The organism is Streptomyces sp. ADI95-17 (assembly GCF_003846175.1).
Classification (GTDB): Bacteria; Actinomycetota; Actinomycetes; order Streptomycetales; family Streptomycetaceae; genus Streptomyces; species Streptomyces sanglieri.
This window is the reverse complement of sequence record NZ_ML123049.1, coordinates 70876-84257: the sequence shown is the minus strand read 5'-3', so window position 1 is coordinate 84257 and position 13382 is coordinate 70876. Positions and strand designations below refer to the sequence as shown.

Annotated in this window: 11 protein-coding genes; 3 read left to right on the top strand and 8 right to left on the bottom strand. The window is 69.3% G+C overall.

Annotated elements, in window-relative coordinates; translation table 11 throughout:
- Positions 1–16: 16 nt before the first annotated feature.
- From EES42_RS27340 to EES42_RS27330, 3 genes are read right to left on the bottom strand one after another with little or no spacing between them, the layout of a single operon-like run.
- Positions 17–934, bottom strand: a complete 918-nt coding sequence (locus EES42_RS27340; protein WP_124720960.1) for an ADP-ribosylglycohydrolase family protein — start codon at positions 932–934, stop codon at positions 17–19.
- 12 nt (positions 935–946) lie between these two features.
- Entirely contained in the window at positions 947–1606 is a 660-nt protein-coding gene (locus tag EES42_RS27335) for a histidine phosphatase family protein (protein WP_124720959.1), read from the bottom strand.
- Between the two features lie 25 nt (positions 1607–1631).
- Positions 1632–3242, bottom strand: coding sequence for an ABC-F family ATP-binding cassette domain-containing protein (locus EES42_RS27330; RefSeq protein ID WP_277426143.1), 1611 nt, complete (start codon positions 3240–3242; stop codon positions 1632–1634).
- A gap of 102 nt (positions 3243–3344) precedes the next feature.
- Between EES42_RS27330 and EES42_RS27325 the strand changes: the two genes are divergently transcribed.
- Positions 3345–4004 (top strand): TetR/AcrR family transcriptional regulator, encoded by a 660-nt coding sequence (locus tag EES42_RS27325; protein ID WP_124720957.1) that lies wholly within the window; start codon positions 3345–3347, stop codon positions 4002–4004.
- Between the two features lie 115 nt (positions 4005–4119).
- On the opposite strand, the gene EES42_RS27320 is transcribed toward EES42_RS27325, so the two are convergent.
- Positions 4120–4725 (bottom strand): YdbC family protein, encoded by a 606-nt coding sequence (locus tag EES42_RS27320; RefSeq protein ID WP_124720956.1) that lies wholly within the window; start codon positions 4723–4725, stop codon positions 4120–4122.
- Between the two features lie 99 nt (positions 4726–4824).
- Here EES42_RS27320 and EES42_RS27315 point away from each other — a divergent pair, with 99 nt between their 5' ends.
- Together EES42_RS27315 and EES42_RS27310 are read left to right on the top strand one after the other, a co-directional pair.
- Positions 4825–5781: a DUF1152 domain-containing protein gene (locus EES42_RS27315; protein ID WP_124720955.1), complete on the top strand. Its 957-nt coding sequence runs from the start codon at positions 4825–4827 to the stop codon at positions 5779–5781.
- A gap of 180 nt (positions 5782–5961) precedes the next feature.
- On the top strand, positions 5962–6498 hold the full coding sequence (locus tag EES42_RS27310) for a TerD family protein (protein WP_124720954.1): 537 nt from the start codon (positions 5962–5964) through the stop codon (positions 6496–6498).
- A gap of 273 nt (positions 6499–6771) precedes the next feature.
- Here EES42_RS27310 and EES42_RS27305 read toward each other — a convergent pair whose 3' ends face one another.
- From EES42_RS27305 to EES42_RS27290, 4 genes are all read right to left on the bottom strand, one after another.
- On the bottom strand, positions 6772–9168 hold the full coding sequence (locus tag EES42_RS27305; protein ID WP_124720953.1) for an ATP-binding cassette domain-containing protein: 2397 nt from the start codon (positions 9166–9168) through the stop codon (positions 6772–6774).
- Positions 9169–9386: 218 nt separating this feature from the next.
- Positions 9387–9797 (bottom strand): VOC family protein, encoded by a 411-nt coding sequence (locus tag EES42_RS27300; RefSeq protein ID WP_124720952.1) that lies wholly within the window; start codon positions 9795–9797, stop codon positions 9387–9389.
- 10 nt (positions 9798–9807) lie between these two features.
- Entirely contained in the window at positions 9808–10251 is a 444-nt protein-coding gene (locus tag EES42_RS27295) for a helix-turn-helix transcriptional regulator (RefSeq protein WP_124720951.1), read from the bottom strand.
- Between the two features lie 178 nt (positions 10252–10429).
- Positions 10430–13324 carry a vitamin B12-dependent ribonucleotide reductase gene (locus EES42_RS27290; RefSeq protein ID WP_124720950.1) on the bottom strand — a complete coding sequence of 965 codons (2895 nt, stop codon included), beginning with the start codon at positions 13322–13324 and terminating at the stop codon, positions 10430–10432.
- Positions 13325–13382 lie beyond the last annotated feature (58 nt).

The window sequence follows — 13382 nt, the reverse complement described above, 5'->3', positions numbered from 1 at the left end:
TCCGCTCGTCGGCGGCTCAGCTGCCGCCGTCCCGCTGCGGGAGCCAGTCCGGAAGCTCCTCCGTCCGCGCCGTCCAGTCGGCCGGTGGCGCGCCCGCCTTGCCCGCCGCGACGATCCCGCCGACGATCGCACACGTCGTGTCGACGTCTCCGCCCGCCTGGGCGGTCACCCAGATGGCCTGCTCGAAGTCGCCCAGGCTCCGCGCCGCCGACCAGAGGGCGAAGGGAACGGTGTCGTGTGCGCTGGTACGCCGGCCGTTGCCGAGGACCGCCGCGACCGTCCCGGCGTCGCCGTAGTCGAGCATGTCGCGGGCCCTGCGCAGCCCGGCACCGACGGCGCTGCGGGGTACGAGTGCGATGACGCCGTCGAGCAGCTCCGCCGGGGCGGGCGGCCCGGTCGTCGCCGCCGCCAGTGAGGCCGCCGCCGCGACGGCCATCGCGCCCACGACCGCCTCGCGGTGCTGATGCGTGGTGTACGAGGAGATCTCGGCCTGGTGGGTGGCCTGCTCCGGATCGTCCGCGTACCAGGCGCCGAGAGGTGCGATCCGCATCGCCGAGCCGTTGCCCCAGGACCCCTGGCCCTGGAACAGCGCGGACGCCAGCTCCCGCCAGTCACCGCCCTCCCGGACCAGTCTGAGCAGCCGGTTCACGGCGGGGCCGTAACCGCGGTCGAAGTCGTGGTGGTGGGCGAAGGAGTGGGCGAGCGCGTCCTGGTCGATCCGCTCGTGCTCCACCAGCACGGCCAGCACCGAGCACGCCATCTCGGTGTCGTCCGTCCACTGCCAGGAGCCGAGTGGGAGTTCACGCCGCTTCAGCAGCGGATAGTTGACGGGCACAAAGAACTGGGAGCCCAGTGCATCTCCCACGGAGAGGCCGCGCAGGCTGGCCAGGGCGCGCAGGGCCCGTTGGCCGGAAGCAGAGTCAGCGGTTGTCATCGCCCTTCCACTCTATCCGGTGATGCCGTACGGCTCAGGGGTACGCCAGCGCTCGAACGGCCGGTCAAGGGTGTAGCGGCCGTCCGCTCCGAGTATCAGCGTGCGGGTCTCCCCGTTGCCCGGGTTGGACAGTGACTCGAACTCGGCCACCGACCAGTGGAACCAGCGCATGCAGAACAAACGCATGGTCAGTCCGTGCGTGACCAGCAGGACGTTCTGCGGATGGCCGGGATCCTCGAAACTCCGGTACAGGCTCTCCAGGAAAGCCCCGACCCTGTCGTACACATCGGCTCCGGACTCCCCCTGCGCGAAGCGGTAGAAGAAGTGCCCGTACGCGTCCCGGTACGCCTTCTGCAGGCGCACGTCGTCGCGGTCCTGCCAGTTCCCCCAGTCCTGCTCACGCAGCCGCGGCTCCTCACGCACCCGTACGTTCTCCAGGTCCAGACCGAGGGACCTGAATGTCTCGTGGGTGCGGCGGTAGGGCGAGACGTACACGCTGACCCGCTCGCCGTCGAACAACTCGCGCAGCCGCACGCCCGTCTCCCTGGCCTGTCTCAGCCCTCTCGCGGTGAGCCTCAGCGCATGATCCGGCTCACGCTCGTAGACCGTGTCGTCGGCGTTTCCCTCGGACTCCCCGTGCCGGACGAGGACGATGCGTTGCGGTCGTGCCATGTACCGACCCTAGATCGGCTGCGGCTCATTCGAGCAGTTGTCCGGCCTCCAGCCGACGGATGTCGCCGGTGAAACGGCGGCGCAGCAGCCGGTCGTGCGAGACCACCACCAGCGCACCCTGCCAGTGGGCCAGCGCTTCCTCCAGCTCCTGTACGAGTCCGAGTGCCAGGTGGTTCGCCGGTTCGTCGAGCAGTAGCAGATCCGCGGGCCGGGCCAGGAGACGGGCGAGGGCGAGCCGTCTGCGCTGCCCCGCCGAAAGGGATCCGACCGGTACCCGGAGGTCGCGGGAACGGAACAGTCCGTACGAGAGCAGCAGTTTCTCCTGCTCGTCCTCGCTGAGCGGCAGCCCTCGGCCGAATGCCGTGAGCACGCACTCCGCCGGGCGGTGCACCGGCACCTCCTGGGCCAGGTAGCCGATTCCGCCGCGCCGGACGACGCGCCCCGCGTCCGGTTCGAGCACGCCCGCCATGACCCGGAGCAGGGTGGACTTCCCCGCCCCGTTGCCGCCGTGGATCAGCAGTCTGTCGGCTGCCGCCACGGTGAGCCGGTCGACGGAGAGCCGGTCACCGACGCGTATGCCGCTCAGGGACACCAGCTCTCCCGCGGTCTCGCCGGACCTGGGCAGGGCGGCGAAGCGCAGCGGGTCCGGCGGCCTGGGGACGGGCTCCGCCCGCAGCCGTTCCAGCCGCTTGCGAGCGTTGCGGACCCGGCCGGACACGGAGGCCTGGACCCGGCCCGCAGCCCGGTCGTACGCCATTTTGTTGTTGTCCCTGATGGCACGGCCGGGGGCGACGCCGTGGGCGGTGGTCGCCGTGTACTCCTCCAGCTGTGCGGTCTCCTCGCACCACTGGGCGTAGGACTGCTCCCAGCGTTGCCGTGCGGCGCTCTGCTCGGCCCGGAATCCCGCGTAGCCGCCGCCGTAGCGCACGACCGTGCGCCGGTCGGCGTCGACCTCCAGCACCGCGGTGGCGACGTGTTCCAGGAAGATCCGGTCGTGGGACACGGCGATCACGGTGCCGGGGTGGGACGTGAGGGCGCTCTCCAGCCAGTCGAGCGCGGCTTCGTCCAGGTGGTTGGTGGGTTCGTCGAGCAGCATCACCTCGGGGGACGCCGCGATCAGGCAGGCGAGGCCCAGTCTCGCCTGCTCACCGCCGGAGAGGCTGCCGAGCTTCCTGGCCGGCCCTATATGAGCGAGGCCGAGACCGTGCATCGCCTTGTCCACGCGGGCGTCCGCTTCGTATCCGCCGCGCAGCTCGAAATCGGTGAGCAGCTCTCCGTAGGCGGCGAGCGCGGCTTCGTCGGCCGTGCCGAGGTCCGCCTCGGTCTCCCGCAACTTCCTTTCCATCGCGCGCAGTTCCGCCAGCGCGTCGTCGATCGTGTCCTGGACCGTGCTTTCGGGCGGCAGCCGTGGGGTCTGGGCCAGCAGGCCGGTGCCGTGGTCGGCAGCCGTGAACACGCTGCCGGAGTCGGGCTGTTCGAGCCCGGCGAGGAGCCGGAGCAGGGTCGTCTTCCCCGCACCGTTCTCCCCCACGATGCCGATCCGCTCGCCCGGGCGCACGGTGAGCGAGACATCGTCGAGCAACAGCCGGTCGCCGCGGGACATGGTCACGCCGCGCAGAGTGATCTGTGTGGGCAAGGGCGTCTCCGAGTCAGGTCGAGCGAAGCGACTTAACGCACTCATTGTCGCATTAAGGCGAGTGTGACACACTGAAGCTCACTAATGCAACAGGAGTAGCAATTGACTGGACAGAGAGTCGCCCCGGAGACCGGCCCGCCGGCGCCCCCGCTCGCCCCCGGCACCCGCCGTCCGGGCGGCAGGACCGCGCGTACCCGGGCGGCGGTCCGTGACGCCGTCCTCACCGGCCTGGTGGAGCACGGCTACCCCGGCCTCACCATCGACTACGTCGCGGAGCATTCCGGCGTCCACAAGACCACCCTCTACCGCCGCTGGGGCAACCTCGAAGGGCTCCTCGCGGACGCTCTGGACCTGGCCGGGGAGGACAGCTGGACACCGCCCGACACCGGAAGCCTGCAAGGGGATCTACGGGCCCTGGCGCACATGACAGCCGCGTCGTTCGAGGATCCCGCCGCAGCGGCCGCACCGACCGCGTTCATAGCCGCGGCCTTCCATTCCGAGCGCGCCGCGGAGGCGCTGAACGCCTTCTACGCAGTGCGGTTCGCCCGCTGCGAGATCATGGTCTCGCGCGCCGTCTCCCGGCACGAGCTGGACCGGCGCACGGACGCCGGAGCGCTCGTCAGGGCGGTGGTCTCGCCCCTGTTCTTCAGACTGTTCATCACCCGCGAGCCCATGGAGGAGATGCTGACCGACCGCGCCGCCGACGCGGCACTGGCGGCCGCCCGCGCCGGAGTCTTCGGCACCCCGACGGAGCCCGCCTGATCGGCCGCCCGGAGCCACCCGGAGCCAGCATGCCCGGCCCGGGACCCAGCTCTCAGCTCTCAGCTCTCAGCTCTCAGCTCTCAGCTCTCAGGACGCATCCGCCCGGCCGGGCCGGTCACACCGTCCACGACGGCTCCAACTGCACGACGTCCCCGGCCAGTTCCGCCACGTCGTGGTCGATCTGCGTGCGTTGCGACAACCGCTCGATGCTCCCCGCCCGGTACTTGCCACGCTCGGCGCTCGACTGCCACATGGACAGCACCAGGAACTCATGTCCCGGCGATTCCCCGAACACCCCGCGCAGCATGCCGGGCGAACCGGCCATCGCCGGATTCCACACCCGCTCCTGCATCAACGCGAAGTGCTCCACCCGGTCCTCGCGCACCTTGCTGTGTGCCACCCGGACGACATCCGCATCGGTGAAACGCGGTTCGAAGCCCGTCTTCACGTCGAAGCGGTACTCGAACAGCTTGACCTGGATGCCGCTGTACGTACCGGACTGCGCGGCTGCCAGTCCGTCGTGGGAACGCGCCATGAACGAGTCGTAGAAGACCCGGTTCTCCCAGAAGGCGAAGATGTGCGCCACGTCCGGATGCTCGCGGCTCCACCCGCCGCCCTGCCCCTTGAACCCGGGCGCATCCGGCAGCTCCGCCCATTTCCGCTGCCCCCGTTCAAAACCTCGACGGTCCACCACGGTGCAACGAATCCACTTGACCAGCACCGCGCCATCGTACGGTGCCGGGCACGGCGCGGGTCACGCTCCGGCGGAGTCCGGTGAAGTGCGCCCGGAGCGAACGCCGTTGACCGCAGAATGATCCCCATGGCCTCGCTGCACATCAACCCCCTGTTCGCCCGGCTCGAATCCGCGGAACGTGTCCTCGTCACGGGGGCCGGCGGCGGCTTCGACATCTACGCCGGACTCCCCATCGCGCTCTCCCTGTTCCACCAGGGCAAGCACGTACAGCTGGCCAATCTGTCGTTCAGCGCCCTCGAAGGGCTGCCGCTCGATTCCTGGCTCGCCCCGGACGTCGCCGTCATCACCCCCGAAACAGCCCTCCACCAGGCATACTTCCCGGAGCGGACGCTCGCCCAGTGGCTCGGAATGCACGGTTACCCGAACACGGTTCACGCCCTCTCCCGGGTCGGCGTACAGCCGCTGCGCGCGGCCTACCGGGCGTTGATCGAGAAGTACGACATCGACGCGGTCGTTCTGGTCGACGGCGGCACGGACATCCTGATGCGCGGGGACGAATCCGGCCTCGGCACCCCGGAGGAGGATCTGGCCAGCGTGGCCGCGCTCGCCGCGATCGACGTACCGGAACGCCTCGTTGTGTCCATCGGCTTCGGCATCGACGCGTACCACGGGGTGAGCCACGGTCTCGTACTGGAGAACATCGCCGCGCTCGAACGCGACGGTTCCTTCCTCGGCGCGTTCTCCGTGTCCCGTACGACACGTGAGGGCGCCCTCTTCGTCGATGCCGTGGCACACGCCCGGCACCACACGCCCGACCACCCCAGCATTGTGAACGGGTCGATAGCCGCCGCCGTCCAAGGGGCCTTCGGCGACGCCCAGTTCACGTCGCGCACCCGTGGCAGCGAGCTTTTCATCAACCCCCTGATGACCCTCTGCTTCGCGTTCGAGCTGGACGGAGTGGCCCGCAACTGCCGCTATCTCGACCGGATCGAGGACACCCATCTGATCCGTCAGGTCAGCAGCGCCATCGAGAGCTTCCGGGACGAGGTCCGGCAGCGACCGCCGCGCCGCATCCCGCACTGAACCGGCCCGAACGCCCAACGGCCCGGCGGACCGGCGGACCGGCGGACCGAGCGGCCGGCTCTTCGATGGCCCGAATCCATCGCCGAAATCCAAGCCGGTTGGATCCACGCTCGGTTACGGACATGATCGGGTGATGTCAAAGGCCCGACGGCCCAGCGGAAAGCCAGGGAGGCAAGTCCGATGAGCACGCCCAACAAAGACATCGAGAAGGTCGAAGTCAGACTCAAATGGGATCCCAGTCCTCATGGTGCTCCGCCCCATGACCTCGACATAATCGCGGCGACCTACCTGGCCGAAGCGCCGTACGGCAGCCCTGCGTACCTCGTGCACTTCGACAGCCGTTCGCCGGACGGCACCATCACGCTCGACCGCGACAGCAGGACCGGTCAGGGCTTCGGCTTCGACGAAGTGATGACGCTGGAACTGAACCGGCTGTCGACCGCGTACACACGGGTCGTCGTCGGGGTCGCCATCCAGCAGCGCGACGGCCACAAGACCTTCGCCGAGATAGAGAGCACCGCTGTCCAGGTCCGGGAGGGCTATACGAACCTGTCGGAGGACGACTTCTCCTCGGTCGGCGGGGCCACCGCGGCGACCGTGGCCGAGTTCGTCCGGGCCGCCTCCGGGGTCTGGGAGTTCCACGGCACGGTCCGGGGCTTCGACGGCGACCCCGATTCGTTCGCTGCGACGATGGGAAGCCGTACGCCCGGCATGTGACACGTCACGGCGCCCGGTCCCGTCCGAATGCTGTGGGAGCACGACCGCTTCGGGCCTCGCGCGGCCATGTCACACGTCCGCGCGAGGCCCCGGCAAGAACCGCGATGTGGGCCGCGAGGCGCCCGCCGCGAAGCCACCCTGCAAGGCCCCTGGCACAAAGCCCCGCCGCGAAGCCACGACGCGAGGCCCCTGGCACAAAGCCCCGCCACGGAGCCACCCCGCGAAGCCCCTGCCACAAAGCCCCGCCACGGAGCCACGACGCACGGCCCCCGGTCAGGAGCCCACGTACGCCGCGAGGTGCTCGCCGGTGAGGGTGGAGCGGGCGGCCACGAGGTCGGCGGGGGTGCCCTCGAAGACGATCCGGCCGCCGTCGTGACCGGCGCCGGGGCCCAGGTCGATGATCCAGTCGGCGTGCGCCATGACCGCCTGGTGGTGCTCGACGACGATGACCGACTTGCCGGAGTCGACGAGCCGGTCGAGCAGTCCGAGCAGTTGCTCGACGTCGGCGAGGTGGAGCCCGGTGGTCGGCTCGTCCAGGACGTACACACCGCCCTTGTCGGCCATGTGGGTCGCCAGCTTCAGCCGCTGGCGCTCACCGCCGGACAGCGTGGTGAGCGGCTGGCCGAGGCTGAGGTAGCCGAGGCCGACGTCGGCGAGCCTCTCCAGGATCCGGTGCGCGGCCGGTGTGCGCGCCTCGCCGGCGCCGAAGAACTCCTCGGCCTCGGTCACCGACATCGCCAGCACCTCGCTGATGTCGCGGCCCCCGAAGCGGTGGTCGAGCACCGAGGCCTGGAACCGCCTCCCCTCGCACTCCTCGCAGGTGGTGGCGACGCCCGCCATCATCGCCAGATCGGTGTAGATGACACCGGCGCCGTTGCAGGTCGGGCAGGCACCCTCGGAGTTCGGACTGAACAGCGCCGGCTTCACACCGTTGGCCTTCGCGAACGCCTTGCGGATCGGGTCGAGCAGCCCGGTGTACGTCGCTGGGTTGCTCCGCCGCGAACCGCGGATGGCGCCCTGGTCGACCGAGACGACCTCCGCGCCCGCGGGGATCGACCCGTGCACCAGCGAGCTCTTGCCGGAGCCCGCGACCCCGGTGATGACGGTCAGCACCCCCAGCGGGATGTCGACGTCGACGCCCTGGAGGTTGTGCGCGCTCGCGCCCCGGACCTCCAGCGCCCCGGTGGGCTTGCGCACCGTCTCCTTGACGGCCGCCCGGTCGTCGAGGTGGCGGCCGGTGATGGTGTCGCCGGCGCGCAGCCCCGCCACGGTGCCCTCGAAACAGACGGTGCCGCCCGCCGTGCCCGCGCCGGGACCGAGGTCGACGACGTGGTCGGCGATCGCGATCGTCTGCGGCTTGTGCTCCACGACCAGCACCGTGTTGCCCTTGTCCCGCAACCGCAGCAGCAGGTCGTTCATCCGCTGGATGTCATGGGGGTGCAGGCCGATGGTGGGCTCGTCGAAGACATAGGTGACATCGGTGAGCGAGGAGCCGAGGTGTCGGATCATCTTGACGCGCTGCGCCTCACCGCCCGACAGCGTGCCCGACGGCCGGCCGAGCGAGAGGTAGCCGAGTCCGATCTCCACGAACGAGTCGAGGGTCCGCTGCAACGCGGCGAGCAGCGGGGCCACGGAGGGGTCGTCGAGGCCGCGCACCCACTCGGCCAGGTCGCTGATCTGCATCGCGCAGGCGTCCGCGATGCTCAGCTTCGCGATCTTCGACGACCGGGCTTCGGCGCTGAGCCGGCTGCCGTCGCAATCGGGGCAGGTGGTGAAGGTGACCGCTCGCTCCACGAACTCCCGGATGTGCGGCTGCAACGCCTCCTTGTCCTTTGAGAGGAACGACTTCTGGATCTTGGGGATCAGTCCCTCGTAGGTGAGGTTGACCCCCTCCACCTTCACCTTGGTCGGCTCCCGGTAGAGGAAGTCCTGCATCTCCTTCTTGGTGAACTTGCGGATCGGCTTGTCCGGGTCGAGGAGCCCGGACTCGGCGTAGACCCGCACGGTCCAGAAGCTGTCCGACTTCCAGCCGGGGATGGTGAACGCGCCCTCGGCGAGCGACTTGGAGTCGTCGTAGAGCTGGGTGAGGTCGATGTCCGAGACCGTGCCCCGGCCCTCGCAGCGGGTGCACATGCCGCCGGTGCGGGTGAAGGTCCGCTTGACGGTCCTGGTCCGGTCGGCACCGCGGTCGACCTTGAACGCACCGCTCGCCTGGACAGAGGCGACATTGAAGGAGAACGCCTGGGGCGAGCCGATGTGCGGCTTGCCCAGCCGGCTGAAGAGGATGCGCAGCATCGCGTTGGCGTCGGTGGCGGTGCCGACCGTGGAGCGGGGGTCGGCGCCGAGGCGCTGCTGGTCGACGGTGATCACGGTGGTCAGGCCGTCGAGCACATCGACCTCGGGCCGCGCCAGGGTCGGCATGAAGCCCTGCACGAAGGCGCTGTACGTCTCGTTGATCAGCCGCTGCGACTCCGCGGCGATGGTGCCGAACACCAGTGAGCTCTTGCCCGAACCGGAGACTCCGGTGAACACCGTCAGCCGGCGCTTCGGGATCTCGATGCTGACGTCCTTGAGGTTGTTCACGCGCGCGCCGTGCACGCGGATCAGGTCGTGGCTGTCGGCGGCGTGCGGCGCAGGCGACTGCGGGTCCGTCCTCTTGGCCATGCTCATCGTCTCTCCATCTGTCGGGCGGAGCCGCCGTCGCGGTCTCCGTCTGCGTCGCCCGGCTCGTTGTCAGTGGTTACGTCAGTGGTCTCGCCACCGGATGGAACCGGGTCCCACCGGCTTCACCACCGGCTCGGTGCGGCGTGGGAACGGGGCGTCGGACCGGCCGACACCCCGTCGTGCAGCGGCTCGCATGTGGGGTCCGGCTGCGATCGCCGGAGTGTTCAGCGCACCTCGTTGATGCGGATGAGGTTGCCCGCGGGATCGCGGAAGGCGCAGTCGCGGATCCCGTACGGCTGCTCGGTCGGCTCCTGGACGACCTCGGCGCCGCCGGCCTGCAGCCGGTCGAAGGTGGAGTCGAGGTCGGGGGTGGCCAGGGTGATGACGGCGTAGGTGCCCTTGGCCATCATCTCGGCGATGGTACGCCGCTCGTCCTCGGTGACGCCGGGGTCGGCGGCGGGCGGCTGCAGAACGATCGACGTGCCGGGCCGGCCGGCGGGGCCGACCGTGATCCAGCGCATCCCGCCGAATCCGACGTCGTTGCGGATCTCGAAGCCCAGGATGTCGCGGTAGAAGGCCAGCGAGGCGTCCGGGTCGACGTGCGGGAGGAAGCTCGTGTGAATCGTGAGGTCCATGAACGTCACGCTAATCGTGGCCCGGAGGCCGCGCTTCTCGATTCCTGACCGGTCTGGTCACCTGCTTCGCGACGCAGGACGGCAGGCCCGCGGTGGCCCGCTCGGCCTCGCGGCGGTAGGCGCTGGGCGGCATGCCGACCAGCTCGGTGAAGCGTGTGCTGAAGGTGCCCAGCGAGGAGCAGCCGACCGTGAAACAGACCTCGGTGACGCTGAGGTCACCGCGCCGCAGCAGCGCCATCGCCCGCTCGATGCGCCGCGTCATCAGGTAGCCGTACGGTGACTCGCCGTACGCCTGCCGGAACGCTCGGCTCAGGTGCCCCGCCGACATGTGCACGCCGCGGGCGAGCGCCTCGACGTCCAGCGGCTGGTCGAACTCCCGGTCCATCCGGTCACGGACCCGACGCAACCGCGCAAGGTCGCGCAGGCGCTGCGCCTCATCGGGTCTGCTGGTCATCTGCGAGATCGTGCCACACCGCGGGAGCGGCCGCACGCAGACCGGACGGCACCCTGCGCGGTCCCGCCCGGAGCACGCCGGAAGGGCGCCGACCGGAAGTCGACGCCCTCCCCGGGCCGTGGTTCAGCCGCCCGGACACATCATGTGCAACGGCGCGTCCGGCGCGAGTGCGCGGCGGTCAGCTGCAACCGCTGGTCGAGCCGCAGCCCTCGCAGATGTAGCAGGAACCGGCGCGCTGCATCTTCGTACCGCAGGAGAAGCAGAGCGGCGCGTCCGCGCTGATGCCCAGCTGCATCTCGACGAGCTCCGCCGAGGTGTGCGCGGTCTTCGGGGCGGGCTTCTCCGCTTCCTGGACCGCGGCCACGGCCTTCAGCGGCTCCGTCCGCACCGGGGCGGACTGGGCCAGGGTCTCGATGTCCAGCTCCTCGTCCTCGAGGGAGGGCTCGTACGAACCCGTGTCGAGGTGGCGCTGACGTTCCTCGGCCGAGTGGATGCCGAGCGCCGAGCGGGTCTCGAAGGGCAGGAAGTCCAGCGCGAGGCGGCGGAAGATGTAGTCGACGATCGACTGCGCCATCCGCACGTCCGGGTCGTCCGTCATGCCGGCCGGCTCGAAGCGCATGTTGGTGAACTTCGAGACGTACGTCTCCAGCGGGACGCCGTACTGCAGACCGACCGAGACGGCGATGGAGAAGGCGTCCATCATGCCCGCGAGGGTGGAGCCCTGCTTGGACATCTTCAGGAAGACCTCGCCGAGACCGTCGTCCGGGTAGGAGTTGGCGGTCATGTAGCCCTCGGCGCCGCCCACCGTGAATGAGGTGGTGATGCCGGGACGGCCCTTGGGCAGACGCTTGCGGACCGGGCGGTACTCGACGACCTTCTCGACCGCGGTACGGATGGTCTCCTCGGCCTTGGCGGTGACCGCCGCCTTCTCCTTCTCCTTGGTCTTCGCGGAGAGGGGCTGGCCGACCTTGCAGTTGTCGCGGTAGATCGCGAGCGCCTTGACGCCCATCTTCCACGCCTCGAAGTAGACCTCTTCGACGTCCTCGACGGTGGCCGTCTCCGGCAGGTTCACCGTCTTGGAGAGCGCGCCGGAGATCCACGGCTGGATCGCGGCCATCATGCGCACGTGACCCATCGCGGAGATGGACCGCTCGCCCATCGCGCAGTCGAAGACCTCGTAGTGCTCGGTCTTCAGGCCGGGGGCGTCGATCACATTGCCGTGCTCGGCGATGTGGGCGACGATCGCCTCGATCTGCTCCTCCTGGTAGCCCAGGCGGCGCAGGGCCTGCGGGACGGTGCCGTTGACGATCTGCATCGAGCCGCCGCCGACCAGCTTCTTGAACTTGACCAGGGCGAGGTCGGGCTCAAGGCCGGTGGTGTCGCAGGACATCGCGAGACCGATGGTGCCGGTGGGCGCGATGACCGAGGCCTGCGCGTTGCGGAAACCGTTCTTCGCGCCGAGTCGGATCACGTCCTGCCAGGCCTCCGTCGCGGCGGCCCAGATCGGGTTGTCCAGGTCGTCCACGTGGACGGCCGCGGCGTTGGCGTCGGCGTGCTGCTTCATGACGCGCTGGTGCGGCTCGGCGTTGCGGGCGTAGCCGTCGTACGCGCCGACGACCGCGGCGAGCTCGGCGGAGCGCTTGTACGAGGTGCCGGTCATCAGCGAGGTGATGGCACCGGCGAGGGCGCGGCCGCCGTCGCTGTCGTAGGCGTGGCCGGTCGCCATCAGCAGGGCGCCGAGGTTGGCGTAGCCGATGCCGAGCTGGCGGAAGGCGCGGGTGTTCTCGCCGATCTTCTGGGTCGGGAAGTCCGCGAAGCAGATGGAGATGTCCATCGCCGTGATGACCAGCTCGACGACCTTGGCGAAGCGCTCGGACTCGAAGGACTGGTTGCCCTTGCCGTCGTCCTTGAGGAACTTCATCAGGTTCAGCGAGGCCAGGTTGCACGAGGTGTTGTCCAGGTGCATGTACTCACTGCACGGGTTCGAGCCGTTGATCCGGCCGGACTCGGGGCAGGTGTGCCACTGGTTGATCGTGTCGTCGTACTGGATGCCGGGGTCGGCGCAGGCCCAGGCGGCCTCGGCCATCTTGCGGAAGAGGGACTTCGCCTCGACCTCTTCGATGACGTCACCGGTCATCCGGGCGCGCAGCCCGAACTTGCCGCCGGACTCGACGGCCTTCATGAACTCGTCGTTCACGCGGACCGAGTTGTTGGCGTTCTGGTACTGGACGGACGTGATGTCGTCGCCGCCCAGGTCCATGTCGAAGCCCGCGTCGCGCAGGGCGCGGATCTTCTCCTCCTCCTTCACCTTGGTCTCGATGAAGTTCTCGATGTCGGGGTGGTCGACGTCGAGGATGACCATCTTGGCCGCGCGGCGGGTGGCGCCACCGGACTTGATCGTTCCGGCGGAGGCGTCGGCACCGCGCATGAAGGAGACCGGGCCGGAGGCGTTGCCGCCGGAGGAGAGCAGCTCCTTGGAGGAGCGGATACGGGAGAGGTTCAGGCCGGCGCCGGAGCCGCCCTTGAAGATCATGCCCTCTTCCTTGTACCAGTCGAGGATCGACTCCATGGAGTCGTCGACGGCCAGGATGAAGCAGGCGGAGACCTGCTGCGGCTGGGGTGTGCCGACGTTGAACCAGACCGGCGAGTTGAAGCTGAAGATCTGGTGCAGGAGGGCGTACGCCAGCTCGTGCTCGAAGATCTCGGCGTCCGCGGGAGAGGCGAAGTAGCCGTGGTCCTCACCGGCCTTGCGGTACGTCTTCACGATCCGGTCGATCAGCTGTCGCAGACCGGTCTCGCGCTGCGGGGTGCCGACGGCCCCGCGGAAGTACTTGCTGGTGACGATGTTGACCGCGTTCACCGACCAGAAGTCGGGGAACTCGACGCCACGCTGCTCGAAGTTGATCGAGCCGTCGCGCCAGTTGGTCATGACGACGTCACGGCGCTCCCACGCCACCTCGTCGTACGGATGTACGCCGGGGGTGGTGTGGATGCGCTCGATGCGCAGACCCTTGCTCGACTTGGCTCCCTTGGTTCGGGAACCTCGTGCCGGGCCGCTCGCCGTCTCTGTCATGCCGCCTCCCATATGTGGGCAAAAACACCCTGGAGTGCCCAGAACTTCCCGGGGCACA

Bases quoted from the DNA above. Each gene is read 5' to 3' on its own strand.
- EES42_RS27340 (WP_124720960.1), bottom strand. From the start codon at position 934: ATGACAACCGCTGACTCTGCTTCCGGCCAACGGGCCCTGCGCGCCCTG.
- EES42_RS27315 (WP_124720955.1), top strand. From the start codon at position 4,825: ATGGCCTCGCTGCACATCAACCCCCTGTTCGCCCGGCTCGAATCCGCG.
- EES42_RS27295 (WP_124720951.1), bottom strand. From the start codon at position 10,251: ATGACCAGCAGACCCGATGAGGCGCAGCGCCTGCGCGACCTTGCGCGG.
- EES42_RS27310 (WP_124720954.1), top strand. From the start codon at position 5,962: ATGAGCACGCCCAACAAAGACATCGAGAAGGTCGAAGTCAGACTCAAA.
- EES42_RS27305 (WP_124720953.1), bottom strand. From the start codon at position 9,168: ATGAGCATGGCCAAGAGGACGGACCCGCAGTCGCCTGCGCCGCACGCC.
- EES42_RS27300 (WP_124720952.1), bottom strand. From the start codon at position 9,797: ATGGACCTCACGATTCACACGAGCTTCCTCCCGCACGTCGACCCGGAC.
- EES42_RS27290 (WP_124720950.1), bottom strand. From the start codon at position 13,324: ATGACAGAGACGGCGAGCGGCCCGGCACGAGGTTCCCGAACCAAGGGA.
- EES42_RS27335 (WP_124720959.1), bottom strand. From the start codon at position 1,606: ATGGCACGACCGCAACGCATCGTCCTCGTCCGGCACGGGGAGTCCGAG.